Here is a 26,440-nt window from a genome sequence, read left to right as displayed (position 1 = left end):
CCTTACCAAACTACGACGTTCGGTGATTACGACGATCAGGCAGTCGCCTTGTCGTCCTTCTTGAGACTTGCCGGCGGCCAGTTGTCGAGGCGCATGCCGAGGGACAGACCACGGGAGGCCAGGACGTCCTTGATCTCGGTCAGGGACTTCTTGCCCAGGTTCGGAGTCTTCAACAGCTCTACTTCGGTACGCTGAATCAGGTCGCCGATGTAGTAGATGTTCTCCGCCTTCAGGCAGTTGGCCGAACGTACGGTCAGCTCGAGGTCATCAACCGGACGCAGCAGGATCGGATCGATCTCGTCTTCCTGCTCAACCACTACCGGCTCGCTGTCGCCCTTGAGGTCGACGAACGCAGCCAGCTGGTGTTGCAGGATGGTAGCGGCACGACGGATGGCCTCTTCAGGGTCCAGGGTGCCGTTGGTTTCCAGATCGATGACCAGCTTGTCCAGGTTGGTGCGCTGCTCCACACGGGCGTTTTCAACCACGTAGGCAACACGGCGGACCGGGCTGAACGAGGCGTCGAGCTGCAGACGACCAATGCTGCGGCTCTCGTCTTCGTCGCTCTGGCGCGCGTCGGCAGGCTCATAGCCACGACCGCGAGACACCTTGAGCTTCATGTTCAGAACGCCGTTATCCGCCAGGTTGGCGATCACGTGGTCGCCGTTGACGATTTCGACATCATGATCCAGCTGAATATCGGCAGCAGTGACCACGCCCGAGCCTTTCTTGGAAAGGTTCAGCGTTACTTCGTCACGGCCGTGCAGCTTGATGGCCAAGCCTTTGAGGTTCAGGAGGATCTCGATGACATCTTCCTGAACACCCTCGATGGCGCTGTACTCGTGGAGTACGCCATCGATTTCGGCCTCGACTACTGCACAGCCAGGCATGGAGGACAACAGGATGCGACGCAGCGCGTTGCCCAGGGTATGGCCGAAACCACGCTCGAGAGGCTCGAGCGTGATCTTGGCGCGGGTCGGACTGACCACCTGCACATCAATGTGGCGGGGGGTCAGGAACTCATTTACCGAACTCTGCATGGATGCACCTATTTTCTAGCCCTTACTTGGAGTAGAGCTCGACAATCAGGTTTTCGTTGATGTCGGCGGACAGATCGCTGCGAGCCGGCACGCTCTTGAACACGCCGGACTTCTTCTCTGCGTCAACCTCAACCCACTCCACACGGCCACGCTGACCGCACAGTTCGAGGGCTTGGGCGATACGCAGTTGGTTCTTCGACTTCTCGCGAACGGCAACCACGTCACCAGCTTTGACCTGGTAGGACGGAACGTTCACGGTCTGACCGTTCACGCTGATGGCCTTGTGGGAAACCAGCTGACGGGACTCGGAACGAGTAGCGCCGAAGCCCATGCGGTACACGACGTTGTCCAGGCGGCACTCGAGGAGTTGCAGCAGGTTTTCACCGGTAGCGCCTTTGCGGGAAGCAGCTTCTTTGTAGTAGTTGCCGAACTGACGCTCCAGGACACCGTAGATACGGCGCACTTTCTGCTTTTCACGCAGCTGGGTGCCGTAGTCGGACAGACGGCCACGACGGGCACCGTGCTGGCCAGGAGCGGATTCGATGTTGCACTTGGATTCGAGCGCGCGAGCACCACTCTTCAGGAAGAGGTCGGTACCTTCACGACGGGACAGTTTGCACTTGGGACCAATGTAACGAGCCATTTCTCACTGTCTCCTTTTACACGCGACGCTTCTTCGGCGGACGGCACCCGTTGTGCGGGATAGGCGTCACGTCGGTGATGCTGGCGATCTTGTAGCCGCAGGCGTTCAGAGCACGCACAGCGGATTCGCGACCCGGGCCCGGGCCCTTGACGTTCACGTCGAGGTTCTTCAGGCCGTATTCCAGAGCAGCCTGACCGGCACGCTCAGCTGCAACCTGGGCAGCGAACGGGGTGCTCTTACGGGAGCCGCGGAAACCGGAACCACCGGAGGTCGCCCAGGACAGAGCATTGCCCTGACGATCAGTGATGGTAACGATGGTGTTGTTGAAAGAAGCGTGGATATGGGCGATCCCATCCACCACTGTCTTTTTGACTTTCTTACGAGGACGAGCAGCAGGCTTAGCCATGACTTAATTCCTGTCGATTCGCGGGCGCAATTACTTGCGGATCGGCTTACGCGGGCCCTTACGGGTACGCGCGTTGGTCTTGGTGCGCTGGCCATGAACCGGCAGACCACGACGATGACGCAGACCGCGGTAGCAGCCCAGGTCCATCAGACGCTTGATGTTCATGTTGATTTCGCGACGCAGGTCACCTTCGGTGGTGAGCTTCGCGACTTCGCCACGCAGCTGTTCGATCTGCTCGTCAGAGAGATCCTTGATCTTTGCCGCCGGATTTACGCCGGTGACAGCGCAGATGTTCTGCGCAGTGGTGCGACCAACACCGTAGATGTAGGTCAGCGAGATAACAGTGTGCTTGTTATCTGGAATGTTGACGCCTGCAATACGGGCCATTCAGTGAAACTCCAGTTGACAGCTACCTACGCCCCGGAAGCCAAGAAAAGGGCGCGAGATATTAGCGCTGTAAAAACGAATAATCAACCCGGCAGCGCACTAGCTGCCGGGCTCATAACGCGTGAATCACACTCAGCCTTGGCGCTGCTTGTGACGCGGCTCCGCGCTGCAGATCACGCGAACGATACCGTCGCGACGGATGATCTTGCAGTTGCGGCACAGCTTTTTCACCGATGCACGAACTTTCATCAGTAACTCCTAGAACCTTACGGAACCGGTCAGCGGAGCATTCCGCTGCCGTAGCCCTTCAGGTTGGCTTTCTTCATCAGGGATTCGTACTGGTGCGAAACGAGGTGGGATTGTACTTGGGCCATAAAGTCCATCACAACCACTACCACGATCAGCAACGAGGTCCCGCCAAGGTAGAACGGTACATTCGCTGCAACCACCAGGAACTGGGGCAGCAGGCAAACAGCCGTCATGTACAGAGCACCGAACATGGTCAAGCGGGTCAGTACGCCATCGATATAGCGTGCCGACTGCTCACCCGGACGGATACCCGGAATAAAGGCACCGGACTTCTTCAGGTTCTCCGCCACGTCTTTCGGATTGAACATCAGCGCTGTGTAGAAGAAGCAGAAGAATACGATCCCTGCACTAAACAGCAGAATGTTCAACGGCTGACCAGGAGCGATAGCCTGTGCGACGTCCTGCAGCCAGCCCATGCTTTCGGACTGGCCGAACCAGGCGCCCAGAGAGGCCGGGAACAGCAGGATGCTGCTGGCAAAAATAGCCGGGATAACGCCGGCCATGTTCACCTTCAACGGCAGGTGGCTGGTCTGCGCAGCGAAGACCTTGCGGCCCTGCTGACGCTTGGCGTAATGCACCGCAATGCGACGCTGACCACGCTCAATGAACACCACGAAACCGATGATCGCTACTGCCAACAGACCGATGGCGACCAGAGCGAAGATGTTGATATCGCCCTGACGTGCAGACTCGAAAGACTGCCCGATCGCCCTCGGCAGACCGGCCACGATGCCAGAAAAAATCAGCATCGAGATGCCGTTGCCGACACCGCGCTCTGTGATCTGCTCGCCCAGCCACATCATGAACATCGCACCAGCCACGAAGGTGGTGACAGCCACGAAGTAGAAGCCGAAATCAGTCGAGAAAGCGACGCCCTGACTGGCCAGACCAACGGACATGCCGATGGCCTGTACCAATGCCAGGGCTACGGTGCCGTAGCGGGTGTACTGGCTGATCTTGCGACGGCCAGCTTCACCTTCCTTCTTCAACTGCTCCAGCTGCGGGCTGATCGCGGTCATGAGCTGCATGATGATCGATGCCGAGATGTACGGCATGATCCCCAGTGCAAAGATGCTCATCCGCTCCAGCGCGCCGCCGGAGAACATGTTGAACAGGCTAAGAATGGTCCCCTCGTTCTGCCGGAACAGGTCGGCCAGCCGGTCAGGGTTGATACCGGGCACTGGGATGTGCGCGCCGATCCGGTAGACGATGATCGCCAGGAACAGGAAACGCAGTCGAGCCCAGAGCTCGGACAACCCGCCATTGCTGAGCGCGGAGAGAGCACCTTGCTTAGCCATTTAGTCCTCGAACTTACCGCCAGCTGCTTCGATAGCCGCACGCGCACCTTTGGTGGCGGCGATACCTTTCAGGGTGACCGCGCGAGTAACGTCGCCGGACAGCATGATTTTCACACGCTGCACGTTCTGGTTAATCACGTTGGCATCCTTCAGCGCCTGCAGAGTGACGACGTCGCCTTCGACCTTGGCCAGCTCGGAAGTGCGCACTTCAGCGCGATCCATGGCCTTCAGCGAAACGAAGCCGAACTTCGGCAGACGACGGTGCAGCGGCTGCTGACCGCCTTCAAAGCCCGGAGCAATGGTGCCACCGGAGCGAGAGGTCTGACCTTTGTGACCGCGGCCACCAGTCTTACCCAAACCGCTACCGATGCCACGGCCCGGACGGTGCTTTTCGCGACGGGCACCCGGCGCGGAACGCAGATCGTTCAGTTTCATGGATTAACCCTCGACACGCAGAAGGTAGTAAGCCTTGTTGATCATGCCGCGATTTTCAGGGGTGTCCTGAACTTCAACGGTGTGACCAATGCGACGCAGGCCGAGACCCTTGACGCAAGCCTTGTGGTTAGCCAGACGGCCGTTAACGCTCTTGATCAGCGTTACTTTGACAGTTGCCATGATTAGAGAATCTCCTCGACGCTCTTACCACGCTTGGCCGCAACGGACTCAGGGGACTGCATGTTCTTCAGACCCTTGAAGGTGGCGTAAACCACGTTCACCGGATTGGTAGAGCCGTAGCACTTGGCCAGAACGTTCTGCACACCGGCCACTTCCAGAACGGCACGCATGGCGCCGCCGGCGATGATACCGGTACCTTCGGAAGCCGGCTGCATGAACACCTTGGAGGCGCCATGGGCGGACTTGATCGGGTACTGCAGGGTGGTGCCGTCCAGATCAACCTGGATCATGTTGCGGCGGGCAGCTTCCATCGCCTTCTGGATGGCAGCCGGCACTTCGCGGGACTTGCCGCGGCCGAAGCCAACACGACCTTTGCCGTCGCCAACTACAGTCAGCGCGGTGAAGGTGAAGATACGACCACCTTTTACGGTCTTGGCAACGCGGTTAACCTGGACCAGCTTCTCGATGTAGCCTTCGTCGCGCTTTTGCTCGTTATTTGCCATAACTTAGAACTCCAGCCCGCCTTCACGAGCAGCATCAGCCAGCGCCTTGACGCGGCCGTGGTACTTGAAGCCAGAACGATCGAATGCCACCTGAGTGACGCCAGCGGCTTTCGCGCGCTCGGCAACCAGCTGACCAACCTTCTTGGCCGCGTCGACGTTGCCGGTGGCGCCGTCACGCAGTTCTTTGTCCAGGGTAGAGGCGCTTGCCAGAACCTTGGCGCCGTCGGCCGAAATGACCTGGGCGTAGATATGCTGGGAAGAGCGGTACACGCAGAGGCGTACGGCTTCCAGCTCGCGCATTTTCAGGCGTGCCTTGCGAGCGCGACGCAGACGAGTTTCTTTCTTTACGCTCATTTGCTATGCCCTACTTCTTCTTAGCTTCTTTACGACGGACGACTTCGTCGGCGTAACGTACACCCTTGCCTTTGTAAGGCTCCGGCGGACGGAAGTCGCGGATCTCAGCGGCCACTTGACCGACCAGCTGCTTGTCGATGCCCTTGATCAGGATATCGGTCTGGCTGGGGGTTTCAGCGGTGATGCCTTGCGGCAGTTCGTAATCCACCGGATGCGAGAAGCCGAGAGCCAGGGACAGCGTTTGACCTTTGGCCTGAGCTTTGTAACCAACGCCCACCAGCTGGAGCTTGCGCTCGAAGCCCTGGCTGACGCCGATCACCATGTTGTTAACCAACGCACGGGTGGTACCGGCCATGGCCTTGTTCTGCTGGTCGCCATTGCGAGCAGCGAAACGCAGCTCACCGGACTCCTGCAGGACTTCCACGGACGGATGCACTTTCAGTTCCAGAGCGCCCTTGGCACCCTTCACCGAAAGCTGCTGGCCGGCGATCTTGACTTCAACGCCAGCGGGCAGCTTGACGGGGTTCTTAGCAACGCGAGACATGCTTCAACCCCCTTAGAACACAGTGCAAAGCACTTCGCCGCCAACACCAGCAGCGCGAGCAGCACGATCAGTCATCACACCCTTGTTGGTGGAAACGATCGACACGCCCAGGCCGCCACGTACTTTCGGCAGCTGATCGACGGACTTGTACTGGCGCAGGCCAGGACGACTTACGCGCTTCAGCTCTTCGATGACCGGACGGCCTTCGAAGTACTTCAGCTCGATGGACAGCAGAGGCTTGATGTCGCTGCTGACTTGGTATCCCGTGATGTAACCTTCGTTCTTCAGAACGTTGGCTACTGCCACCTTCAGCTTGGAGGACGGCATGCTTACGACAGACTTTTCAGCCATCTGGGCATTACGGATACGAGTTAGCATGTCCGCTAACGGGTCCTGCATACTCATGGGCTAGATGCTCCTGATACAAAAAGAAATAGCCTTGCGGCTAGAGTCACACGCGAGCACTGGACGGACTGAGGCCAGACTCGGCGAGCCGGACATTCTAGAGATACTCCAGAAACGAATCAAGCCCCAAAAGGGGCTTGATTCTGATGACCTGGATCGAGCCGGACGAGCCGACTCGATCAACGATCATTACCAGCTGGCTTTCACCAGGCCGGGCACATCACCACGCATGGCGGCTTCACGCAGCTTGTTACGGCCGAGGCCGAACTTGCGGTAAACGCCGTGCGGACGACCGGTGATGCGGCAGCGGTTACGCAGGCGCGAAGCGCTGGCGTCACGGGGCTGCTTCTGCAGGGCTACCTGGGCTTCCCAGCGAGCTTCCGGAGTGGAGTTCGGGTTGGCGATGATAGCTTTCAGCTCAGCACGCTTCTTGGCGTACTTGGCAACCGTTTGCTGACGCTTCAGCTCACGGTTCTTCATGCTTTGCTTGGCCATGTTCCTACTCCAATCAGTTGCGGAACGGGAAGTTGAAGGCGCGCAGCAGGGCACGACCTTCATCATCCGTACGGGCGGTGGTGGTCAGGGTGATGTCCAGACCGCGCAGCGCATCGATTTTGTCGTAATCGATTTCCGGGAAGATGATCTGCTCTTTCACACCCATGCTGTAGTTGCCACGACCGTCGAAGGACTTGGCATTCAGGCCGCGGAAGTCGCGCACGCGCGGCAGGGAGATGGACAGCAGACGATCCAGGAACTCGTACATGCGATCACGGCGCAGGGTGACCTTGACGCCGATCGGCCAGCCCTCGCGAACCTTGAAGCCTGCAATGGACTTGCGGGCGTAGGTCACGACAGCTTTCTGGCCGGTGATCTTTTCCAGGTCGGCTACAGCGTTCTCGATGACTTTCTTGTCACCGATGGCTTCGCCCAGACCCATGTTCAGGGTGATCTTGGTGATGCGCGGAATTTCCATCACGTTGGCAAGCTGAAGTTGTTCCTTCAGCTTGGGAGCGATTTCGTTCCGGTAAATCTCTTTCAGTCGTGCCATGGTTATCTACCTAGCAGTTCTCAAGCATCAACCGGCTTTTGGGTCGACTTGAAGACACGAATTTTTTTACCGTCTTCAACCTTGAAACCAACGCGGTCAGCCTTGTTGGTTTCGCCATTGAAGATGGCAACGTTGGAGAGGTGCAGGGGCGCCTCCCGCTCGACGATACCGCCCTGGATACCGGCCATGGGGTTGGGCTTGGTGTGGCGCTTGATCAGGTTTACACCGCTGACCAGCACACGGCTGTCGGCGAGAACCTTCAGCACCTTGCCACGCTTGCCCTTGTCCTTGCCGGCGATGACGATGATCTCGTCGTCACGACGAATCTTTTGCATGACGGCTTCTCCTTACAGCACTTCGGGGGCGAGCGAGACGATCTTCATGAACTTCTCGGAACGCAGTTCACGGGTCACGGGCCCGAAGATACGGGTGCCGATCGGCTCCTGCTTGTTGTTCAGCAGGACGGCGGCGTTGCCGTCGAAGCGGATGATCGAGCCGTCAGGGCGACGAACGCCATGCTTGGTACGGACCACAACAGCGGTCATTACCTGGCCTTTCTTCACCTTGCCGCGCGGAATCGCTTCTTTCACGGTCACTTTGATGATGTCGCCGATACCGGCGTAGCGACGGTGCGAACCACCAAGGACCTTGATGCACATAACGCGACGAGCACCGCTGTTGTCAGCGACGTCGAGCATGGATTGAGTCTGAATCATATCTTTCTCCGACCCTTAGTCCTTAGACTTCCACGGCACGTTCGACGATTTCCACCAGGGACCAGGACTTGGTCTTGGCCAGCGGACGGGTCTCACGAATGGTGACCTTGTCGCCGATGCGGCACTGGTTGGTTTCGTCGTGAGCGTGCAGCTTGGTCGAACGCTTCACGTATTTACCGTAGATCGGGTGCTTTACGCGGCGCTCGATCAGAACGGTGATGGTCTTGTCCATCTTGTCGCTGACGACGCGGCCGGTCAGCGTGCGGACGGTTTTCTGAGCTTCAGCCATGATTACTTACCTGCTTGCTGGTTGAGCACAGTTTTCACGCGAGCGATGTCGCGCTTCACTTGCGAGAGCAGGTGAGACTGCCCCAACTGGCCAGTTGCCTTCTGCATGCGCAGATTGAACTGGTCGCGCAGCAGGCCGAGCAGTTGCTCGTTCAGCTGCTGTACGGATTTTTCACGAAGTTCATTCGCTTTCATCACATCACCGTCCGCTTAACAAAGGAGGTGGCGAGCGGCAGCTTTGCAGCAGCCAGGGCGAATGCCTCACGCGCCAGCTCTTCGGAAACACCCTCGATCTCGTACAGGACCTTGCCCGGTTGAATCTGGGCTACCCAGTACTCGACGCCACCCTTACCTTTACCCATACGTACTTCCAGGGGCTTCTTGGTAACGGGCTTGTCAGGGAACACACGGATCCAGATCTTGCCACCACGCTTCACGTGACGGGTGAGGGCACGACGTGCAGCCTCGATCTGGCGGGCAGTGAGACGACCACGGCCAGTAGCCTTCAGCGCGAACTCGCCGAAGCTGACCTTGCTACCGCGATGAGCCAGACCACGGTTGTGGCCAGTCATCTGCTTGCGGAACTTCGTACGCTTTGGTTGCAGCATTTGGCGTACCCCTTACTTAGCAGCTTTTTTACGAGGAGCAGGCGCTACGGGCTTCAGCTCTTCCTGGCGGCCACCAATGACCTCACCCTTGAAGATCCAAACCTTCACACCGATCACACCGTAAGTGGTGTGCGCTTCATAGGTTGCGTAGTCGATATCGGCACGCAGGGTGTGCAGAGGCACACGACCTTCGCGATACCACTCGGTACGGGCGATTTCCGCGCCGCCGAGACGACCACTAACCTGGATCTTGATGCCCTTGGCACCAATGCGCATGGCGTTCTGTACAGCGCGCTTCATGGCGCGACGGAACATCACGCGACGCTCCAGCTGCTGAGCTACGCTCTGCGCAACCAGCATACCGTCGAGTTCCGGCTTGCGGATCTCTTCGATATTGATGTGCACCGGCACACCCATTTGCTTGGTCAGGTCCTGACGCAGCTTCTCAACATCTTCACCTTTCTTGCCGATCACGATGCCGGGACGAGCGGTGTGGATGGTGATGCGTGCGGTTTGAGCCGGACGATGGATATCGATACGGCTTACGGACGCGCTTTTTAGTTTGTCTTGGAGGTACTCACGAACCTGCAGGTCGGCCAGCAGATAGTCGGCATAAGTGCGCTTATCTGCGTACCAAACGGAGGTGTGCTCCTTGACGATGCCCAGGCGAATGCCAGTGGGATGTACTTTCTGACCCATCTGATCGACTCCGTTACTTGTCCGCAACCTTGACAGTGATATGGCAAGACCGCTTGACGATGCGATCAGCACGGCCCTTGGCGCGCGGCATGATGCGCTTCAGCGAACGCCCTTCGTTGACGAAGACGGTGGAGACTTTCAGATCGTCCACATCGGCGCCTTCGTTGTGCTCGGCGTTGGCCACGGCCGACTCCAGCACTTTCTTCATGATTTCAGCGGCTTTCTTGCTGCTGAAAGTCAGCAGGTTGAGCGCTTCGCCCACCTTCTTCCCGCGGATCTGGTCGGCGACCAAGCGGGCTTTCTGGGCGGAGATTCGAGCGCCCGACAGCTTAGCGGCTACTTCCATTTCCTTACCCCTTAACGCTTGGCTTTCTTGTCCGCAGCATGACCGCGATAGGTGCGGGTGGCTGCGAACTCGCCGAGTTTGTGGCCGACCATGTCTTCGTTCACGAGGACCGGGACATGTTGACGACCGTTGTGAACCGCGATGGTCAGACCAACCATTTGCGGCAGTACGATGGAGCGACGCGACCAGGTTTTAACCGGCTTGCGATCGTTTTTTTCCACCGCCACTTCGACCTTCTTCAGTAGGTGAAGATCGATAAAAGGACCTTTTTTCAGAGAACGCGGCACTGTCGTATCCTCAGTTATTTACGGCGACGGACGATCATGTTGTCGGTGCGCTTGTTCGACCGGGTCTTCGCACCCTTGGTCGGGAAGCCCCACGGGGACACCGGATGACGGCCACCAGAGGTACGACCTTCACCACCACCATGCGGGTGGTCTACCGGGTTCATCGCCACGCCGCGAACGGTCGGGCGAACACCACGCCAGCGCTTGGCACCAGCTTTACCCAGCGAACGCAGGCTGTGCTCGGAGTTCGAGACTTCGCCCAGGGTCGCACGGCACTCAGCCAGGACTTTGCGCATTTCGCCGGAACGCAGACGCAGGGTCACGTAGGCGCCTTCACGAGCTACCAGCTGAACGGAAGCACCAGCGGAACGGGCGATTTGCGCGCCTTTGCCGGGCTTGAGTTCGATGCCGTGAACGGTGCTACCAACCGGGATGTTGCGCAGCGGCAGGGTGTTACCGGCCTTGATCGGTGCGTTGACGCCCGAGATCAGCTGGTCGCCAGCGCTCACGCCTTTCGGCGCGATGATGTAGCGACGCTCGCCATCGGCGTACTTCAGCAGAGCGATGTGAGCAGTACGGTTCGGATCGTATTCGATGCGCTCAACGGTGGCAGGGATGCCATCCTTGTTGCGACGGAAGTCGACCAGACGGTAGTGCTGCTTGTGACCACCGCCAATGTGGCGAGTGGTGATGCGGCCGTTGTTGTTACGACCACCGCTCTTCGATTTTTTCTCGACCAGCGGGGCGTAAGGAGCGCCTTTGTGCAGCTCCTGGTTGACCACCTTGACCACGAAACGGCGGCCAGCGGAGGTCGGTTTGCATTTAACGATTGCCATGATGCACCCCTTTACTCAGCGCTGCTGGCGAAATCGAGATCTTGGCCCGGCTGGAGAGCGATGTACGCTTTTTTCCAGTCGTTACGCTTGCCCAGACCGCGAACGGTACGCTTGGTCTTGCCCTTCACATTGAGGGTGGTGACGCGAGCGACTTTCACGCTGAACAGGCTTTCTACGGCCTTCTTGATTTCCAGCTTGGTTGCATCGGTGGCAACCTTGAAAACGAACTGACCCTTGCTGTCTGCCAGCATGGTGGCTTTCTCGGAGATGTGCGGGCCAACCAGCACCTTAAATACGCGTTCCTGGTTCATGCCAGCAGCTCCTCGAATTTCTTCACGGCGGAGACGGTGATCAGCACCTTGTCGTAGGCGATCAGGCTGACGGGGTCGGAACCCTGTACGTCACGAACGTCAACGTGCGGCAGGTTGCGAGCGGCCAGATACAGATTCTGATCAACGGCATCGGAAACGATCAGCACGTCGGTCAGGCCCAGACCTTCCAGCTTGCCCAGCAGAGCCTTGGTTTTCGGGGCTTCAACGGCGAAGTCCTCAACCACCACCAGACGGTCCTGACGAACCAGCTCGGCGAGGATGGAGCGCAGGGCAGCGCGGTACATCTTCTTATTGAGCTTCTGGGAGTGATCCTGAGGCTTGGCAGCGAAGGTGGTACCACCGGAGCGCCAGATGGGGCTGCGAATGGTGCCAGCACGAGCACGACCGGTGCCCTTCTGACGCCACGGCTTCTTGCCACCGCCGGAAACTTCGGAACGGGTCTTCTGCGCGCGAGTGCCCTGACGGCCACCGGCCATGTAGGCGACAACAGCCTGGTGAACCAGGGTCTCGTTGAACTCACCGCCAAAGGTACGCTCGGAGACTTCGATAGCCTGAGCGCCATTTACATTCAATTGCATCTCAGCTTCCCCTCTTAACCGCGAGCCTTGGCTGCCGGACGCACAACCACATCACCACCGGTAGCGCCGGGAACGGCACCTTTCACCAGCAGCAGATTGCGTTCTGCATCGACACGCACAACTTCCAGGGACTGAACAGTCACACGCTCGGCACCGAGGTGACCGGACATCTTCTTGCCCTTGAAGACACGACCAGGAGTCTGGCACTGGCCAATAGAACCCGGAGCGCGGTGGGAAACGGAGTTACCGTGGGTGTTATCCTGACCGCGGAAGTTCCAGCGCTTGATGGTACCGGCATAGCCTTTACCCTTGGACTGACCGGTAACGTCTACCAGTTGGCCCGCCTGGAACAGCTCGGCAGTGATCTGATCACCGGCCTGGTACTCGCCTTCTTCAAGACGGAATTCCCAGACACCGCGACCAGCAGCCACGCTTGCCTTGGCAAAGTGACCGGCTTGCGCCTTGGTCACGCGAGAGGCACGACGCTCACCGACAGTTACCTGCACGGCGCGATAGCCATCGCTTTCTTCGCTTTTGAACTGGGTCACACGATTCGGCTCGATCTCAATGACCGTAACCGGAATGGAGACACCTTCTTCGGTGAAAATGCGGGTCATGCCGCATTTACGACCGACTACACCAATAGTCATGTTGTAAACCTCATGAGTGTACGGGGCTTTCACCCGCTATGGCCGCCCATTTCAGAGCGTTACACGACTAAAAACCGAAGGTTTTTAGCCGAGGCTGATCTGCACTTCCACGCCTGCCGCAAGGTCGAGCTTCATCAGCGCATCAACGGTTTTATCCGTCGGCTGGACGATGTCCAGAACACGCTTATGAGTGCGGATTTCGTACTGATCACGCGCGTCTTTGTTGACGTGCGGGGAGATCAGAACGGTGTACCGCTCCTTACGAGTAGGCAGAGGAATAGGACCACGCACCTGAGCACCAGTACGTTTCGCGGTTTCCACGATTTCCTGGGTGGATTGATCGATCAGGCGATGGTCAAAAGCCTTCAACCGAATACGGATTTGTTGGTTTTGCATTTTGACCTCAGACTCTATCTCTGCTTGCCCCCAACGGACGGACTACGCCCGTTAAAAGGAGGCGTGATTGTACGGATGCGCCAACAGGGTGTCAACTTTTGACCAATCAAAAGAAAAGGGCCCCGAAGGGCCCTTTCTTTTTAGCGAGATCTTCGATTACTCGATGATCTTGGCAACCACGCCGGCACCAACGGTACGACCGCCTTCGCGGATCGCGAAGCGCAGGCCGTCTTCCATGGCGATCGGAGCGATCAGGGTGACAACCATCTTGATGTTGTCGCCCGGCATTACCATCTCAACGCCTTCCGGCAGTTCGCAGTTACCGGTTACGTCGGTGGTACGGAAGTAGAACTGCGGACGGTAGCCCTTGAAGAACGGGGTGTGACGACCACCTTCTTCCTTGGACAGCACGTACACTTCGCACTCGAACTTGGTGTGCGGCTTGATGGTGCCCGGCTTGGCCAGAACCTGACCACGCTCTACGTCGTCACGCTTGGTGCCGCGCAGCAGGGCGCCAACGTTCTCACCAGCACGACCTTCGTCGAGCAGCTTGCGGAACATTTCAACGCCGGTGCAGGTGGTCTTGGTGGTCGGACGGATACCGACGATTTCGATTTCCTCGCCCACCTTGACGATGCCGCGCTCAACACGACCGGTTACCACGGTGCCGCGACCGGAGATGGAGAACACGTCTTCGATCGGCATCAGGAACGGCTGGTCGATGGCACGCACCGGCTCCGGAATGTAGGAGTCCAGGGTCTCTACCAGCTTACGAACGGCGGAAACGCCGATTTCGTTGTCGTCCTTGCCTTCCAGAGCCATCAGAGCGGAACCGACCACGATCGGAGTGTCGTCGCCCGGGAAGTCGTAGGTGTTCAGCAGGTCGCGAACTTCCATTTCGACCAGTTCCAGCAGCTCGGCGTCGTCAACCATGTCGGCCTTGTTCAGGAACACGACGATGTAGGGAACGCCTACCTGACGGGACAGCAGGATGTGCTCGCGGGTCTGCGGCATGGGACCGTCAGCAGCGGAGCAAACCAGGATCGCGCCGTCCATCTGGGCAGCACCGGTGATCATGTTCTTCACGTAGTCAGCGTGACCGGGGCAGTCAACGTGAGCGTAGTGACGAATGGCGGAATCGTACTCAACGTGGGAGGTGTTGATGGTGATACCGCGAGCCTTCTCTTCCGGCGCGTTGTCGATCTGGTCGAACGCACGAGCGGAACCGCCCCAGGTCTCGGAGCAGACCTTGGTCAGAGCAGCAGTCAGAGTGGTCTTGCCATGGTCAACGTGACCAATGGTGCCGACGTTGACGTGCGGTTTGTTACGTTCAAATTTTTCCTTAGCCACGACAGTAAACCTCTTACTTAAAGGGCTGAATCAACCTTGTTTTTTAACCAGTGCTTCGACGATGTTCGACGGAGCTTCGGCGTATTTGGAGAATTCCATGGAGTAGCTCGCGCGACCCTGGGACATGGAACGAACGTCGGTCGCATAACCGAACATCTCACCCAGCGGAACCTCGGCACGAATAACCTTACCGGAAACCGAGTCTTCCATCCCCTGAATCAGACCACGACGACGGTTCAGGTCACCCATCACGTCACCCATGTAGTCCTCGGGGGTCACCACCTCTACCTTCATGATCGGCTCAAGCACTTTACCGCCGCCCTTCTGGGCCAGCTGCTTGGTCGCCATGGAGGCAGCGATCTTGAACGCCATCTCGTTGGAGTCGACGTCGTGGTAGGAACCATCGAACACGGTAGCCTTCAGGCCGATGAGCGGATAGCCGGCAACGACGCCGTTCTTCATCTGCTCTTCGATACCCTTCTGGATCGCCGGGATGTATTCCTTCGGAACCACACCACCCACGACTTCGTTGGTGAACACCAGGCCTTCGGCGATGTTGCCTTTTTCGTCCACATCAGCAGACGAGAAGCGGATCCAGCAGTGACCGAACTGACCACGACCACCGGACTGACGAACGAACTTGCCTTCGATCTCGACGTTGTCCTTGGAAATGGTCTCGCGATAGGAAACCTGCGGCTTGCCGATGTTGGCCTCAACGCCGAACTCGCGCTTCATGCGGTCGACGATGATATCCAGGTGCAGCTCACCCATACCGGAGATGATGGTCTGGCCAGTCTCTTCGTCGGTCTTGACGCGGAAGGACGGGTCTTCCTGGGCCAGCTTGCCCAGAGCAATACCCATCTTCTCCTGGTCGGCCTTGGTCTTCGGCTCAACAGCAACCGAGATCACAGGCTCCGGGAAGTCCATACGCTCGAGAACGATAGGCTTCTCGATGTCGCACAGGGTGTCACCAGTGGTGACGTCCTTCATGCCGATCAGGGCCGCGATGTCGCCAGCGCGAACTTCCTTGATCTCGTCACGCTGGTTAGCGTGCATCTGCACCATACGACCAACGCGCTCTTTCTTGCCCTTCACCGAGTTCAACACGGAGTCGCCAGAGGTCAGAACACCGGAGTAAACACGAGCAAAGGTCAGGGTGCCCACGAAGGGGTCGGTCGCAATCTTGAACGCCAGAGCCGAGAAGGGCTCAGCATCATCAGCGCGACGCTCGTCCTGGATCTCGTTCTCCTCAGTGCTGTCCGGGTGGACACCCTGAATCGGCGGGATCTCGGTCGGAGCCGGCAGGAAGTCGATCACGGCGTCGAGAACCAGGGGCACGCCCTTGTTCTTGAAGGAGGAACCGCAAACGGCCGGAACGATTTCGCTGGCCAAGGTACGAGCACGCAGACCAGCCTTGATTTCCTCGGCAGTCAGCTCACCCTCTTCCAGGTACTTGTTCATCAGCTCTTCGCTGGCTTCGGCGGCAGCTTCAACCATGTTGTTGCGCCACTCTTCGGCCAGGCTCTGGAGCTCGGCAGGGATATCCTCCTCGCGGTAGGTAGTGCCCTTGTCGTCTTCGTTCCAGTAGATCGCCTTCATCTTGATCAGGTCGATCTGGCCTTCGAAGTCGTCTTCAGCACCGATCGGCAGCTGCACCGGAACCGGGGTGTGGCCCAGGCGCTGCTTGATCTGGCCGACCACGCGAAGGAAGTTGGCACCAGCACGGTCCATCTTGTTCACGTAGACGACGCGCGGAACGCCGTACTTGTTGGCCTGACGCCATACGGTTTCAGACTGAGGCTCAACGCCGGAGGTACCGCAGAACACAACGACAGCACCGTCGAGAACGCGCAGGGAGCGCTCTACTTCGATGGTGAAGTCTACGTGGCCGGGGGTGTCGATTACGTTGACGCGGTACTTGTCGTACTGGCCACGGGAACCCTGCCAGAAGGTGGTCACGGCAGCGGAGGTAATGGTGATACCACGCTCCTGCTCCTGCACCATCCAGTCGGTAGTGGCGGCGCCGTCGTGCACCTCACCCATCTTGTGGCTGAGACCTGTGTAGAACAGGATCCGCTCCGTAGTAGTGGTCTTACCGGCATCTACGTGGGCGCAGATACCGATGTTACGGTAGCGGTTGATAGGGGTTGTACGAGCCACGAAAAAATCCTCGCTAGATTAGAAGCGATAATGCGAGAAGGCCTTGTTGGCCTCTGCCATGCGGTGCACGTCTTCACGCTTCTTGACAGCAGCGCCTTTGCCATCGAAGGCATCCAGCAGCTCGCCTGCGAGACGCAGGGCCATGGATTTCTCGCCACGCTTGCGCGCGGACTCAACCAGCCAGCGCATGGCCAGCGCATTACGACGGGACGGACGAACTTCGACCGGAACCTGGTAAGTGGCACCGCCTACACGGCGGGACTTGACTTCGACCAGCGGAGCGATGGCGTCGAGAGCTTTCTCGAAGATTTCCAGGGGATCGCTGTTCTTGCGTGCTTTGACGGTATCCAGGGCACCGTAAACGATGCGCTCGGCTACAGCCTTCTTGCCGCTTTCCATCACGTGGTTCATGAACTTGGCGAGAATCAGGCTTCCGTATTTCGGATCGTCCAGAATCTCACGCTTTGCTGCTACACGACGTCTTGGCATTGATAAGCCCTCAAACGGTCTTCAGGTTAGCCCGGGACCATAACCATTTGGTTACGCCCGACCTTACTCTTATCGACTCAATGAATATGAAAACTGGTCAAGCACCGAATTACTTCGGACGCTTGGTACCGTACTTGGAACGACCCTGCTTACGGTCTTTAACGCCGGTGGTATCCAGCGAACCGCGAACAGTGTGGTAACGCACACCCGGAAGGTCCTTTACACGACCGCCACGGATCAGCACTACGCTGTGCTCTTGCAGGTTGTGACCCTCACCACCGATGTACGAAGTTACTTCGAAGCCGTTGGTCAGGCGAACACGGCAAACCTTACGGAGTGCGGAGTTCGGTTTCTTCGGCGTGGTGGTGTAGACGCGGGTGCATACGCCACGACGCTGCGGGCAGTTCTGCAGCGCAGGTACGTCGGATTTCTCGACGATACGGCTGCGCGGCTTACGCACCAGCTGGTTAATAGTTGCCATCTAATTGCTCCACTGTTGTCTTTCGACGCTATTGCCTTACAAAGAAAGCAAAATGACAGGGCAATGCGCCCTGCCAAATTTAGGGGTGCATGAGTCTAAAGAGACTCAATGCCCCCGTCAAGGCAAAGCCCCCGGTGGTCAAGACCTCCGGGGGCATCGCACTTAGTTGCTGCTGGAGTTCAACGCTTCGGTCAGCGCTGCTTCCACTTCGCTGGCGCTCACGCGAACCGGCTTGCCGGCATCGCGCTGACGCTTGCGCTCACTGTGGTAGGCCAAGCCAGTACCGGCCGGGATCAGACGACCCACCACCACGTTTTCCTTCAGGCCGCGCAGGTAATCGCGCTTGCCGGTAACCGCCGCCTCGGTGAGGACGCGGGTGGTTTCCTGGAAGGACGCCGCGGAGATGAACGACTCGGTAGACAGCGAGGCCTTGGTGATACCCAGCAGAACGCGCTCGTACTTGGCGATGAAGCGGTCTTCGGTCGCCAGACGCTCGTTCTCTTCCAGCACCTGGGTCAGCTCCATCTGGTCGCCCTTGATGAAGCTGGAATCGCCGGACTCGGCAATCTCCACCTTACGCAGCATCTGACGCAGGATGGTCTCGATGTGCTTGTCGTTGATCTTCACACCCTGCAGGCGGTAGACGTCCTGGATCTCGTTGACGATGTACTTGGCCAGCGAGCTGACGCCCAGCAGGCGCAGGATGTCGTGCGGGTTGCTCGGACCGTCGGAGATCACTTCACCGCGGTTTACCTGTTCGCCTTCGAACACGTTCAGGTGACGCCACTTCGGAATCAGCTCCTCGTAAGGATCGGTACCGTCGTTCGGAGTGATGACCAGGCGACGCTTGCCCTTGGTCTCCTTGCCGAAGGAGATGGTGCCGCTGATTTCCGCAAGGATGGACGGCTCTTTCGGACGACGCGCTTCGAAGAGGTCGGCCACTCGCGGCAGACCACCGGTGATGTCGCGGGTCTTCGAGGTTTCTTGCGGGATACGGGCGATAACGTCACCCACACCCACCTGGGCACCGTCGGCCACGCCAACCAGGGCGTTCGCCGGCAGGAAGTACTGGGCGGGAACGTCGGTGCCCGGCAGCAGCAGCTCCTTGCCGTTGGCGTCGACCAGTTTCACGGCCGGACGAATGTCCTTGCCGGCAGCCGGACGATCCTTCGCATCCAGAACCTCGATGTTGGTCAGGCCGGTCAGTTCGTCGGTCTGACGCTTGATGGTGATGCCTTCCTCCATGCCGACGAAGGTCACGGTACCCTTCATCTCGGTCACGATCGGGTGGGTGTGCGGGTCCCACTTGGCAACGATTGCGCCCGGATCGACCTTGTCGCCTTCCTTCACGGAAATCACGGCACCGTACGGCAGCTTGTAGCGCTCGCGCTCACGACCGAAGTCGTCGGCAACAGCCAGCTCACCGGAACGGGATACCGCAACCAGGGCGCCGTCGGCACGCTCTACGTGCTTCAGGTTGTGCAGGCGGATGGTGCCGCCGTTCTTCACCTGGACGTTGTCGGCAGCCGAGGTCCGGCTGGCCGCACCACCGATGTGGAAGGTACGCATGGTCAGCTGGGTACCCGGCTCACCGATGGACTGGGCGGCGATAACGCCGACAGCTTCACCGATGTTCACCTGGTGACCACGAGCCAGGTCGCGACCGTAGCACTTGGCGCAGATGCCATAGCGGGTTTCGCAGGTGATCGGCGAACGCACGACCACTTCGTCGACGCTCATGCGCTCGATGAACTCGACCCACTTCTCGTCGATCAGGGTGCCGGCCGGAACGATGACTTCGCCATCGTCGCTGCCAGGCTTGAACACGTCACGGGCGATTACACGGCCCAGAACGCGCTCACCCAGCGGCTCAACTACGTCGCCGCCTTCGATGTGCGGAGTCATGAGCAGGCCATGCTCGGTGCCGCAATCGATCTCGGTCACTACCAGGTCCTGGGCGACGTCGACGAGACGACGGGTCAGGTAACCGGAGTTCGCGGTCTTCAGTGCGGTATCCGCCAGACCCTTACGAGCACCGTGGGTGGAGATGAAGTACTGGAGTACGTTCAGACCTTCACGGAAGTTCGCGGTAATCGGCGTCTCGATGATGGAGCCGTCCGGCTTGGCCATCAGGCCGCGCATACCGGCCAGCTGACGGATCTGGGCTGCGGAACCCCGCGCACCGGAGTCCGCCATCATGTACATGGAGTTGAAGGACTCCTGGTCGACTTCCTTGCCCTCGCGATCCACCACCTTCTCTTTCGAGAGGTTGGCCATCATCGCCTTGGACACTTCGTCGTTGGCCTTCGACCACAGGTCGATCACCTTGTTGTACTTCTCGCCCTGGGTTACCAGGCCGGAGGCGTACTGAGATTCGATCTCCTTCACTTCCTCGGTGGCGGCATCGATGATGCGAGCCTTCTCGTCCGGAATGACGAAGTCGTTCACGCCGATGGAAACGCCGGAAATGGTGGAGTACGCGAAACCGGTGTACATCAGCTGGTCAGCGAAGATGACGGTGTCCTTCAGACCCACCACGCGGTAGCACTGGTTGATCAGCTTGGAGATCGCCTTCTTCTTCATCGGCTGGTTGACCACGTCGAACGACAGTCCGGCCGGAACTACCTGGAACAGCAGCGCACGGCCGACGGTGGTGTCGACGATGCGGGTGTTCTTGGTAATACCGCCATCCTTATCCTTGACGGTCTCGTTGATCCGGACCTTGACTCGGGCGTGCAGGGACGCTTCGCCGGCACGGAATACGCGGTCAACTTCCTGCAGGTCGGCGAACACGCGGCCTTCGCCCTTGGCGTTAACGGCTTCGCGAGTCATGTAGTACAGACCCAGAACCACGTCCTGGGACGGCACGATGATCGGCTCGCCGTTGGCGGGCGACAGGATGTTGTTGGTGGACATCATCAGCGCGCGCGCTTCCAGCTGTGCCTCGAGGGTCAGCGGAACGTGAACGGCCATCTGGTCACCGTCGAAGTCGGCGTTGTACGCGGCGCAGACCAGCGGGTGCAACTGGATGGCCTTGCCTTCGATCAGCACGGGCTCGAACGCCTGGATACCCAGACGGTGCAGCGTCGGTGCACGGTTCAGGAGAACCGGATGCTCGCGGATGACTTCGGCGAGAACGTCCCAAACCTCGGGCAGTTCGCGCTCGACCATCTTCTTGGCCGCCTTGATGGTGGTGGCCATGCCACGGGCTTCCAGCTTGCCGAAGATGAACGGCTTGAACAGCTCCAGAGCCATCTTCTTGGGCAGGCCGCACTGGTGCAGACGCAGGGTCGGACCTACGGTAATTACCGAACGGCCGGAGTAGTCCACGCGCTTGCCAAGCAGGTTCTGACGGAAGCGACCCTGCTTACCCTTGATCATGTCGGCAAGGGACTTCAGCGGGCGCTTGTTCGAACCGGTGATGGCACGGCCACGGCGGCCGTTGTCCAGCAGGGCGTCGACGGCTTCCTGCAGCATGCGCTTTTCGTTGCGCACGATGATGTCCGGAGCGGCCAGGTCGAGCAGGCGCTTCAGACGGTTGTTACGGTTGATGACCCGACGGTACAGATCGTTCAGGTCGGAAGTCGCGAAGCGACCGCCATCCAGCGGAACCAGCGGACGCAGGTCCGGCGGCAGCACCGGCAGGACGGTCAGAACCATCCACTCAGGGTGGTTGCCGGAGTCCTTGAAGGCTTCCATCAGCTTCAGGCGCTTGGACAGCTTCTTGATCTTGGTTTCCGAGTTGGTCTGCGGAATTTCTTCGCGCAGGCGGCCGATCTCGTGATCCAGATCGATGGCGTTCAGCAGCTCGCGAACAGCCTCGGCACCCATGCGGGCGTCGAAGTCGTCACCGAACTCTTCGAGGGCTTCGAAGTACTGCTCATCGTTCAGCAGCTGCCCCTTTTCCAGGGTAGTCATGCCCGGATCGATCACCACGTAGCTCTCGAAATAGAGCACGCGCTCGATGTCACGCAGGGTCATGTCCAGCAGCAGGCCGATACGGGACGGCAGGGACTTCAGGAACCAGATGTGGGCAACGGGCGAAGCCAGCTCGATGTGGCCCATACGCTCACGGCGCACCTTGGCCAGGGCGACTTCCACACCGCACTTCTCGCAGATCACACCGCGATGCTTGAGGCGCTTGTACTTACCGCACAGGCACTCGTAGTCCTTCACCGGGCCGAAGATCTTGGCGCAGAACAGGCCATCACGCTCCGGCTTGAAGGTACGGTAGTTGATGGTCTCCGGCTTCTTCACTTCACCGAAGGACCAGGAACGGATCATCTCGGGCGAGGCCAGACCAATACGGATGGCATCGAACTCTTCGATTTGACCCTGGTTTTTCAACAGATTCAGCAAGTCTTTCAAGGCCTTTCCTCCTCACGGACCCGCTACGACCGGCCTTGACCAGCCGTAGCGTTTTGGGCGTCGCGTGTTATTCGGTTTCCAGTTCGATGTCGATGCCGAGCGAGCGGATCTCTTTGATCAGCACGTTGAAGGACTCGGGCATACCGGCCTCCATGCGGTGATCGCCGTCCACGATGTTCTTGTACATCTTGGTACGACCGTTCACGTCGTCCGATTTCACGGTCAGCATTTCCTGCAGGGTGTAGGCAGCGCCGTAGGCTTCCAATGCCCACACCTCCATCTCCCCGAAACGCTGGCCACCGAACTGCGCCTTACCACCCAGCGGCTGCTGGGTAACCAGGCTGTAGGAACCGGTGGAACGTGCGTGCATCTTGTCGTCGACCAGGTGGTTCAGCTTGAGCATGTACATGTAGCCGACAGTGGTCGGACGCTCGAACTGGTTGCCGGTACGACCGTCGAACAGGCGCATCTGGCCGCTTTCCGGCAGGTCAGCGAGCTTCAGCATGGCCTTAATCTCGCTTTCCTTGGCGCCGTCGAACACCGGGGTGGCCATGGGAACGCCGCCCTTCAGGTTCTTCGCCAGATCCAGGATTTCCTGGTCGCTCAGCTCGTTCAGGTTTTCCTGACGGCCACCGATCTCGTTGTAAATCTCGTGGAGGAACTCGCGCAGCTCAGCGATCTTGCGCTGCTCTTCCATCATGCGATTGATCTTCTCGCCCAGACCCTTGGCTGCGAGGCCCAGGTGGGTTTCGAGGATCTGACCGACGTTCATACGAGACGGTACGCCCAGCGGGTTCAGAACGATGTCCACCGGAGTGCCGTTGGCGTCGTGCGGCATGTCTTCGACCGGCATGATCACGGAGACCACACCCTTGTTACCGTGACGGCCCGCCATCTTGTCGCCCGGCTGGATGCGACGTTTGATAGCCAGGTAGACCTTGACGATCTTCAGGACGCCCGGAGCCAGGTCGTCGCCCTGCTGCAGCTTGCGCTTCTTGTCTTCGAACTTGTCGTCCAGCATCTGGCGACGGTCGGACAGGTAGGCCTGGGCCTTTTCCAGCTGCTCGTTCAGAGCGTCTTCCGCCATGCGCAGCTTGAACCACTGGCCGCGCTCGAGGCCGTCGAGGTACTCGTCGGTGATCTCGGTGCCCTTCTTCAGGCCGGCGCCGCCTTCGGCGATCTGGCCAACCAGAGCGGAACGCAGACGCTCGAAGGTTGCGCCTTCGACGATGCGGAACTCTTCGTTCAGGTCCTTGCGGATCTCGTCCAGCTGCATCTTCTCGATGGACAGGGCGCGGGAGTCGCGCTCAACGCCGTCGCGAGTGAAGACCTGGACGTCGATCACGGTGCCCTTGGTGCCGGTCGGCACGCGCAGGGAGGTGTCCTTCACGTCGGACGCCTTCTCACCGAAGATCGCGCGCAGCAGCTTCTCTTCCGGAGTCAGCTGAGTCTCGCCTTTCGGAGTGACCTTGCCGACCAGGATGTCGCCAGCCTGCACTTCAGCGCCAACGTAGACGATGCCAGCTTCGTCCAGCTTGTTCAGCGCAGCCTCACCCACGTTCGGGATGTCCGCGGTGATTTCTTCTGGGCCGAGCTTGGTGTCACGAGCGACGCAAGTCAGCTCCTGAATGTGGATGGTGGTGAAGCGATCTTCCTGCACCACGCGCTCGGACAAGCAGATGGAGTCCTCGAAGTTGAAGCCGTTCCAGGGCATGAACGCTACGCGCATGTTCTGACCCAGAGCGAGTTCACCCATGTCGGTGGACGGACCATCGGCGAGGATGTCGGCACGCGCGACCACATCACCCTTCTGCACCAGCGGACGCTGGTTGATGCAGGTGTTCTGGTTGGAACGGGTGTATTTGGTCAGGTTGTAGATGTCCACACCGGCTTCGCCGGTCTCGACTTCGTCGTCATTGACGCGAACCACGATACGGCTGGCGTCGACGGAATCGATCACGCCACCACGACGGGCAACCACACACACACCGGAGTCGCGCGCTACGTTGCGCTCCATGCCGGTACCCACCAGAGGCTTGTCGGCACGCAGGGTCGGCACGGCCTGACGCTGCATGTTGGAGCCCATGAGTGCACGGTTGGCGTCGTCGTGCTCGAGGAACGGAATCAGCGAGGCAGCGACGGAGACGACCTGCTTCGGCGACACGTCCATCAGGGTCACGTCTTCCGGCGCCTTCACGGTGAATTCGTTCAGGTGACGCACGGCTACCAGTTCGTCCACCAGCTGCCCTTGTTCGTTCAGGGTGGCGGAGGCCTGGGCGATGACGTGGTCAGCCTCTTCGATCGCGGAGAGGAAGACGATGTCGTCAGTGACCTGACCTTCCTTGACCACGCGGTACGGGCTTTCCAGGAAGCCGTACTGGTTGGTGCGGGCGTAGGTGGCCAGGGAGTTGATCAGTCCGATGTTCGGACCTTCAGGGGTTTCGATCGGGCACACGCGGCCGTAGTGGGTCGGGTGTACGTCACGAACCTCGAAGCCTGCGCGCTCACGGGTCAGACCACCTGGGCCGAGTGCGGAAACGCGGCGCTTGTGGGTGATTTCGGAGAGCGGGTTGTTCTGGTCCATGAACTGGGACAGCTGGCTGGAACCGAAGAACTCCTTGATCGCGGCCGCCACCGGCTTGGCGTTGATCAGGTCCTGCGGCATCAGGCCTTCGCTTTCCGCCATGGACAGACGTTCCTTGACCGCGCGCTCTACACGCACCAGGCCAACGCGGAACTGGTTCTCGGCCATTTCACCGACGCAACGTACGCGACGGTTACCCAGGTGGTCGATGTCGTCGACGATGCCCTTGCCGTTACGGATATCGACCAGGGTCTTCAGTACGTCAACGATGTCTTCCTTGCTCAGCACACCGGAGCCTTCGATCTCGGTACGACCGATGCGGCGGTTGAACTTCATGCGGCCAACGGCGGACAGGTCGTAACGCTCGGCACTGAAGAACAGGTTATTGAACAGGGTCTCGGCGGCTTCCTTGGTCGGCGGCTCGCCCGGGCGCATCATGCGGTAGATCTCGACCAGGGCTTCCAGCTGGTTGCTGGTGGAGTCGATCTTCAGGGTATCGGAGATGAACGGACCGCAGTCGATGTCGTTGGTGTACAGGGTCTCGATGCGGACGACCTGAGCCTTGGCGATTTTCACCAGCAGGTCGGTGGTCAGCTCGGTGTTGCACTCCGCGATGATCTCGCCGGTAGCCGGATGCACGATGGCCTTGGCAGAGGTACGGCCAAGCACGTAATCCAGCGGTACTTCCAGCTCCTTGATGCCAGCCTTTTCCAGCTGGTTGATGTGGCGGGCAGTGATACGACGGCCCTGCTCCACGATCACCTTGCCAGTCTGATCCTTGATGTCGAACACGGCGATTTCACCGCGCAGACGCTGCGGAACCAGCTCCAGGTGCAGGCCTTCGCCTTTCACGTGGAAGACGTTGGTCGCGTAGAACGCGTTCAGCACTTCTTCAGTGGTGTAGTTCAACGCGCGCAGCAGGACGGTGGCCGGCAGTTTGCGGCGACGGTCGATACGGACGAATACGCAGTCCTTCGGATCGAACTCGAAGTCCAGCCAGGAGCCGCGGTAAGGGATGATACGAGCGGAGTACAGCAGCTTGCCCGAGCTGTGGGTCTTGCCGCGGTCGTGATCGAAGAACACGCCCGGCGAACGGTGCAGCTGGGAAACGATGACACGCTCGGTACCGTTGATGATGAAGGTACCGTTCTCGGTCATCAGGGGGATTTCCCCCATGTAGACTTCTTGTTCCTTGATGTCCTTGATCGCTTTGTTCGACGACTCTTTGTCGAAAATGATCAGACGGACTTTTACCCGCAGCGGCACGGCGAAGGTCACACCGCGCAGCACGCATTCCTTGACATCGAAAGCCGGCTCGCCCAGGCGATAGCCGACGTATTCCAGAGCGGCGTTACCGGAATAGCTGATGATCGGGAAAACAGACTTGAAGGCCGCGTGCAGGCCGATGTCACGGAAATGCTCTTTGCTGACTCCCGCCTGCAGGAATTCGCGATACGAATCCAGCTGGATGGCCAGGAGGTAGGGTACATCCATGACGTCCGGCAACTTGCTAAAGTCTTTGCGGATACGTTTTTTCTCAGTGTATGAGTAAGCCATCAGCGTTCCCCAGCTTGGTCACCTGCTTGTTTGGCCCCTCCGACGGGAGTAGCCAGAAAATCGTGCAAACCCCTTGGTTTGCGCCGCCTCCCAATGGAGGTCGGTTCACGCTCCAGGTGGTGCCTCGGAGACAACCACCTAGAACGGAAAAAGGCCGGTGGCATAA

General features: G+C 59.1%; 33 protein-coding genes. All 33 read right to left on the bottom strand.

Translation table 11 applies throughout. From position 1 onward, the window contains the following. Positions 1 to 35: 35 nt before the first annotated feature. Positions 36 to 1,037 carry a DNA-directed RNA polymerase subunit alpha gene (rpoA, locus tag TQ98_RS02330; protein WP_028629274.1) on the bottom strand — a complete coding sequence of 334 codons (1,002 nt, stop codon included), beginning with the start codon at positions 1,035 to 1,037 and terminating at the stop codon, positions 36 to 38. Between the two features lie 22 nt (positions 1,038 to 1,059). Next, positions 1,060 to 1,680: a 30S ribosomal protein S4 gene (gene rpsD, locus TQ98_RS02325; protein ID WP_044872682.1), complete on the bottom strand. Its 621-nt coding sequence runs from the start codon at positions 1,678 to 1,680 to the stop codon at positions 1,060 to 1,062. A gap of 16 nt (positions 1,681 to 1,696) precedes the next feature. Beyond that, the gene (gene rpsK / locus TQ98_RS02320) at positions 1,697 to 2,086 is read right to left on the bottom strand and encodes a 30S ribosomal protein S11 (protein WP_003093689.1); all 390 of its coding nucleotides are present in this window, start codon (positions 2,084 to 2,086) and stop codon (positions 1,697 to 1,699) included. Positions 2,087 to 2,116: 30 nt separating this feature from the next. Beyond that, a complete protein-coding gene (rpsM, locus tag TQ98_RS02315; RefSeq protein WP_028629276.1) occupies positions 2,117 to 2,473 on the bottom strand; it encodes a 30S ribosomal protein S13 in 357 nt (118 codons plus the stop codon). 132 nt (positions 2,474 to 2,605) lie between these two features. Further along, the gene (gene rpmJ / locus TQ98_RS02310) at positions 2,606 to 2,722 is read right to left on the bottom strand and encodes a 50S ribosomal protein L36 (RefSeq protein ID WP_003093693.1); all 117 of its coding nucleotides are present in this window, start codon (positions 2,720 to 2,722) and stop codon (positions 2,606 to 2,608) included. Positions 2,723 to 2,751: 29 nt separating this feature from the next. After that, complete coding sequence (secY, locus tag TQ98_RS02305) at positions 2,752 to 4,080, bottom strand: preprotein translocase subunit SecY (protein ID WP_044872683.1); 1,329 nt, start codon at positions 4,078 to 4,080, stop codon at positions 2,752 to 2,754. Continuing rightward, positions 4,081 to 4,515 (bottom strand): 50S ribosomal protein L15, encoded by a 435-nt coding sequence (rplO, locus tag TQ98_RS02300; protein WP_016490546.1) that lies wholly within the window; start codon positions 4,513 to 4,515, stop codon positions 4,081 to 4,083. 3 nt (positions 4,516 to 4,518) lie between these two features. Continuing rightward, on the bottom strand, positions 4,519 to 4,695 hold the full coding sequence (gene rpmD / locus TQ98_RS02295) for a 50S ribosomal protein L30 (protein WP_016490545.1): 177 nt from the start codon (positions 4,693 to 4,695) through the stop codon (positions 4,519 to 4,521). A 2-nt stretch (positions 4,696 to 4,697) separates the two neighbouring features. Continuing rightward, positions 4,698 to 5,198: a 30S ribosomal protein S5 gene (rpsE, locus tag TQ98_RS02290; protein ID WP_003448746.1), complete on the bottom strand. Its 501-nt coding sequence runs from the start codon at positions 5,196 to 5,198 to the stop codon at positions 4,698 to 4,700. 3 nt (positions 5,199 to 5,201) lie between these two features. Beyond that, positions 5,202 to 5,552 carry a 50S ribosomal protein L18 gene (gene rplR / locus TQ98_RS02285; RefSeq protein ID WP_044872684.1) on the bottom strand — a complete coding sequence of 117 codons (351 nt, stop codon included), beginning with the start codon at positions 5,550 to 5,552 and terminating at the stop codon, positions 5,202 to 5,204. Positions 5,553 to 5,562: 10 nt separating this feature from the next. Further along, positions 5,563 to 6,096, bottom strand: a complete 534-nt coding sequence (rplF, locus tag TQ98_RS02280; RefSeq protein ID WP_044872685.1) for a 50S ribosomal protein L6 — start codon at positions 6,094 to 6,096, stop codon at positions 5,563 to 5,565. A gap of 12 nt (positions 6,097 to 6,108) precedes the next feature. Beyond that, complete coding sequence (gene rpsH / locus TQ98_RS02275) at positions 6,109 to 6,501, bottom strand: 30S ribosomal protein S8 (protein ID WP_044872686.1); 393 nt, start codon at positions 6,499 to 6,501, stop codon at positions 6,109 to 6,111. Positions 6,502 to 6,690: 189 nt separating this feature from the next. Continuing rightward, positions 6,691 to 6,996, bottom strand: a complete 306-nt coding sequence (gene rpsN / locus TQ98_RS02270) for a 30S ribosomal protein S14 (RefSeq protein ID WP_044872687.1) — start codon at positions 6,994 to 6,996, stop codon at positions 6,691 to 6,693. 13 nt (positions 6,997 to 7,009) lie between these two features. Continuing rightward, positions 7,010 to 7,549 (bottom strand): 50S ribosomal protein L5, encoded by a 540-nt coding sequence (gene rplE, locus TQ98_RS02265; RefSeq protein ID WP_103102852.1) that lies wholly within the window; start codon positions 7,547 to 7,549, stop codon positions 7,010 to 7,012. A gap of 20 nt (positions 7,550 to 7,569) precedes the next feature. Then, entirely contained in the window at positions 7,570 to 7,884 is a 315-nt protein-coding gene (gene rplX / locus TQ98_RS02260) for a 50S ribosomal protein L24 (protein ID WP_044870891.1), read from the bottom strand. Between the two features lie 12 nt (positions 7,885 to 7,896). Further along, entirely contained in the window at positions 7,897 to 8,265 is a 369-nt protein-coding gene (gene rplN / locus TQ98_RS02255) for a 50S ribosomal protein L14 (protein ID WP_003448734.1), read from the bottom strand. A gap of 22 nt (positions 8,266 to 8,287) precedes the next feature. Beyond that, positions 8,288 to 8,554 (bottom strand): 30S ribosomal protein S17, encoded by a 267-nt coding sequence (gene rpsQ, locus TQ98_RS02250; RefSeq protein WP_044870892.1) that lies wholly within the window; start codon positions 8,552 to 8,554, stop codon positions 8,288 to 8,290. Between the two features lie 2 nt (positions 8,555 to 8,556). Further along, the gene (rpmC, locus tag TQ98_RS02245; protein ID WP_016490538.1) at positions 8,557 to 8,748 is read right to left on the bottom strand and encodes a 50S ribosomal protein L29; all 192 of its coding nucleotides are present in this window, start codon (positions 8,746 to 8,748) and stop codon (positions 8,557 to 8,559) included. Further along, positions 8,748 to 9,161, bottom strand: a complete 414-nt coding sequence (gene rplP, locus TQ98_RS02240; RefSeq protein WP_003448731.1) for a 50S ribosomal protein L16 — start codon at positions 9,159 to 9,161, stop codon at positions 8,748 to 8,750. Before rplP ends, rpmC begins: the two co-directional genes overlap by 1 nt. Before the next feature lie 12 nt (positions 9,162 to 9,173). Continuing rightward, positions 9,174 to 9,860, bottom strand: a complete 687-nt coding sequence (gene rpsC, locus TQ98_RS02235) for a 30S ribosomal protein S3 (RefSeq protein ID WP_044870893.1) — start codon at positions 9,858 to 9,860, stop codon at positions 9,174 to 9,176. A gap of 13 nt (positions 9,861 to 9,873) precedes the next feature. Continuing rightward, a complete protein-coding gene (rplV, locus tag TQ98_RS02230; protein ID WP_007161246.1) occupies positions 9,874 to 10,206 on the bottom strand; it encodes a 50S ribosomal protein L22 in 333 nt (110 codons plus the stop codon). A gap of 11 nt (positions 10,207 to 10,217) precedes the next feature. Continuing rightward, positions 10,218 to 10,493, bottom strand: a complete 276-nt coding sequence (gene rpsS / locus TQ98_RS02225) for a 30S ribosomal protein S19 (RefSeq protein ID WP_027590504.1) — start codon at positions 10,491 to 10,493, stop codon at positions 10,218 to 10,220. A 14-nt stretch (positions 10,494 to 10,507) separates the two neighbouring features. Next, the gene (rplB, locus tag TQ98_RS02220; protein ID WP_044870894.1) at positions 10,508 to 11,329 is read right to left on the bottom strand and encodes a 50S ribosomal protein L2; all 822 of its coding nucleotides are present in this window, start codon (positions 11,327 to 11,329) and stop codon (positions 10,508 to 10,510) included. An 11-nt stretch (positions 11,330 to 11,340) separates the two neighbouring features. Continuing rightward, positions 11,341 to 11,640: a 50S ribosomal protein L23 gene (gene rplW, locus TQ98_RS02215; protein ID WP_044870895.1), complete on the bottom strand. Its 300-nt coding sequence runs from the start codon at positions 11,638 to 11,640 to the stop codon at positions 11,341 to 11,343. Beyond that, positions 11,637 to 12,239 (bottom strand): 50S ribosomal protein L4, encoded by a 603-nt coding sequence (rplD, locus tag TQ98_RS02210; RefSeq protein WP_044870896.1) that lies wholly within the window; start codon positions 12,237 to 12,239, stop codon positions 11,637 to 11,639. Before rplD ends, rplW begins: the two co-directional genes overlap by 4 nt. 14 nt (positions 12,240 to 12,253) lie before the next feature. After that, positions 12,254 to 12,889 carry a 50S ribosomal protein L3 gene (gene rplC, locus TQ98_RS02205; protein WP_044870897.1) on the bottom strand — a complete coding sequence of 212 codons (636 nt, stop codon included), beginning with the start codon at positions 12,887 to 12,889 and terminating at the stop codon, positions 12,254 to 12,256. Positions 12,890 to 12,973: 84 nt separating this feature from the next. After that, positions 12,974 to 13,285 (bottom strand): 30S ribosomal protein S10, encoded by a 312-nt coding sequence (gene rpsJ, locus TQ98_RS02200; protein ID WP_003243886.1) that lies wholly within the window; start codon positions 13,283 to 13,285, stop codon positions 12,974 to 12,976. A gap of 156 nt (positions 13,286 to 13,441) precedes the next feature. Beyond that, positions 13,442 to 14,635, bottom strand: a complete 1,194-nt coding sequence (tuf, locus tag TQ98_RS02195; RefSeq protein WP_103102850.1) for an elongation factor Tu — start codon at positions 14,633 to 14,635, stop codon at positions 13,442 to 13,444. A gap of 30 nt (positions 14,636 to 14,665) precedes the next feature. Further along, the gene (gene fusA / locus TQ98_RS02190; protein WP_044870882.1) at positions 14,666 to 16,795 is read right to left on the bottom strand and encodes an elongation factor G; all 2,130 of its coding nucleotides are present in this window, start codon (positions 16,793 to 16,795) and stop codon (positions 14,666 to 14,668) included. An 18-nt stretch (positions 16,796 to 16,813) separates the two neighbouring features. Further along, positions 16,814 to 17,284 (bottom strand): 30S ribosomal protein S7, encoded by a 471-nt coding sequence (rpsG, locus tag TQ98_RS02185; RefSeq protein ID WP_016490528.1) that lies wholly within the window; start codon positions 17,282 to 17,284, stop codon positions 16,814 to 16,816. 109 nt (positions 17,285 to 17,393) lie between these two features. After that, positions 17,394 to 17,765, bottom strand: coding sequence for a 30S ribosomal protein S12 (gene rpsL, locus TQ98_RS02180; RefSeq protein WP_044870883.1), 372 nt, complete (start codon positions 17,763 to 17,765; stop codon positions 17,394 to 17,396). A gap of 162 nt (positions 17,766 to 17,927) precedes the next feature. After that, entirely contained in the window at positions 17,928 to 22,133 is a 4,206-nt protein-coding gene (gene rpoC, locus TQ98_RS02175) for a DNA-directed RNA polymerase subunit beta' (protein ID WP_044870884.1), read from the bottom strand. Between the two features lie 67 nt (positions 22,134 to 22,200). Further along, a complete protein-coding gene (gene rpoB, locus TQ98_RS02170; protein WP_103102851.1) occupies positions 22,201 to 26,274 on the bottom strand; it encodes a DNA-directed RNA polymerase subunit beta in 4,074 nt (1,357 codons plus the stop codon). Positions 26,275 to 26,440 lie beyond the last annotated feature (166 nt).

The organism is Pseudomonas sp. LFM046 (genome assembly GCF_000949385.2).
Classification (GTDB): Bacteria; Pseudomonadota; Gammaproteobacteria; order Pseudomonadales; family Pseudomonadaceae; genus Metapseudomonas.
Note: the sequence above shows the minus strand (reverse complement) of the source record. Positions and strands in the feature narration are given on the sequence as shown.

Excerpts from the sequence above, each read along its gene's own strand:
- rpsN (WP_044872687.1), bottom strand. The coding sequence starts at position 6,996 with ATGGCCAAGCAAAGCATGAAGAACCGTGAGCTGAAGCGTCAGCAAACG.
- rpsK (WP_003093689.1), bottom strand. The coding sequence starts at position 2,086 with ATGGCTAAGCCTGCTGCTCGTCCTCGTAAGAAAGTCAAAAAGACAGTG.
- rplO (WP_016490546.1), bottom strand. The coding sequence starts at position 4,515 with ATGAAACTGAACGATCTGCGTTCCGCGCCGGGTGCCCGTCGCGAAAAG.
- rpsD (WP_044872682.1), bottom strand. The coding sequence starts at position 1,680 with ATGGCTCGTTACATTGGTCCCAAGTGCAAACTGTCCCGTCGTGAAGGT.
- rplD (WP_044870896.1), bottom strand. The coding sequence starts at position 12,239 with ATGCAATTGAATGTAAATGGCGCTCAGGCTATCGAAGTCTCCGAGCGT.
- rpsQ (WP_044870892.1), bottom strand. The coding sequence starts at position 8,554 with ATGGCTGAAGCTCAGAAAACCGTCCGCACGCTGACCGGCCGCGTCGTC.
- rpsH (WP_044872686.1), bottom strand. The coding sequence starts at position 6,501 with ATGAGTATGCAGGACCCGTTAGCGGACATGCTAACTCGTATCCGTAAT.
- rplC (WP_044870897.1), bottom strand. The coding sequence starts at position 12,889 with ATGACTATTGGTGTAGTCGGTCGTAAATGCGGCATGACCCGCATTTTC.
- rpmD (WP_016490545.1), bottom strand. The coding sequence starts at position 4,695 with ATGGCAACTGTCAAAGTAACGCTGATCAAGAGCGTTAACGGCCGTCTG.
- rpoB (WP_103102851.1), bottom strand. The coding sequence starts at position 26,274 with ATGGCTTACTCATACACTGAGAAAAAACGTATCCGCAAAGACTTTAGC.
- rplV (WP_007161246.1), bottom strand. The coding sequence starts at position 10,206 with ATGGAAGTAGCCGCTAAGCTGTCGGGCGCTCGAATCTCCGCCCAGAAA.
- rplW (WP_044870895.1), bottom strand. The coding sequence starts at position 11,640 with ATGAACCAGGAACGCGTATTTAAGGTGCTGGTTGGCCCGCACATCTCC.
- rplF (WP_044872685.1), bottom strand. The coding sequence starts at position 6,096 with ATGTCTCGCGTTGCTAAGAACCCCGTCAAGCTGCCCGCTGGCGTTGAA.
- rplX (WP_044870891.1), bottom strand. The coding sequence starts at position 7,884 with ATGCAAAAGATTCGTCGTGACGACGAGATCATCGTCATCGCCGGCAAG.
- rplN (WP_003448734.1), bottom strand. The coding sequence starts at position 8,265 with ATGATTCAGACTCAATCCATGCTCGACGTCGCTGACAACAGCGGTGCT.
- secY (WP_044872683.1), bottom strand. The coding sequence starts at position 4,080 with ATGGCTAAGCAAGGTGCTCTCTCCGCGCTCAGCAATGGCGGGTTGTCC.
- rpsL (WP_044870883.1), bottom strand. The coding sequence starts at position 17,765 with ATGGCAACTATTAACCAGCTGGTGCGTAAGCCGCGCAGCCGTATCGTC.
- rpsC (WP_044870893.1), bottom strand. The coding sequence starts at position 9,860 with ATGGGTCAGAAAGTACATCCCACTGGCATTCGCCTGGGCATCGTCAAG.
- rplP (WP_003448731.1), bottom strand. The coding sequence starts at position 9,161 with ATGCTGCAACCAAAGCGTACGAAGTTCCGCAAGCAGATGACTGGCCAC.
- rplB (WP_044870894.1), bottom strand. The coding sequence starts at position 11,329 with ATGGCAATCGTTAAATGCAAACCGACCTCCGCTGGCCGCCGTTTCGTG.
- rplE (WP_103102852.1), bottom strand. The coding sequence starts at position 7,549 with ATGGCACGACTGAAAGAGATTTACCGGAACGAAATCGCTCCCAAGCTG.
- rpsJ (WP_003243886.1), bottom strand. The coding sequence starts at position 13,285 with ATGCAAAACCAACAAATCCGTATTCGGTTGAAGGCTTTTGACCATCGC.
- rplR (WP_044872684.1), bottom strand. The coding sequence starts at position 5,552 with ATGAGCGTAAAGAAAGAAACTCGTCTGCGTCGCGCTCGCAAGGCACGC.
- rpsG (WP_016490528.1), bottom strand. The coding sequence starts at position 17,284 with ATGCCAAGACGTCGTGTAGCAGCAAAGCGTGAGATTCTGGACGATCCG.
- rpmJ (WP_003093693.1), bottom strand. The coding sequence starts at position 2,722 with ATGAAAGTTCGTGCATCGGTGAAAAAGCTGTGCCGCAACTGCAAGATC.
- rpsE (WP_003448746.1), bottom strand. The coding sequence starts at position 5,198 with ATGGCAAATAACGAGCAAAAGCGCGACGAAGGCTACATCGAGAAGCTG.
- rpsM (WP_028629276.1), bottom strand. The coding sequence starts at position 2,473 with ATGGCCCGTATTGCAGGCGTCAACATTCCAGATAACAAGCACACTGTT.
- rpoA (WP_028629274.1), bottom strand. The coding sequence starts at position 1,037 with ATGCAGAGTTCGGTAAATGAGTTCCTGACCCCCCGCCACATTGATGTG.
- rpmC (WP_016490538.1), bottom strand. The coding sequence starts at position 8,748 with ATGAAAGCGAATGAACTTCGTGAAAAATCCGTACAGCAGCTGAACGAG.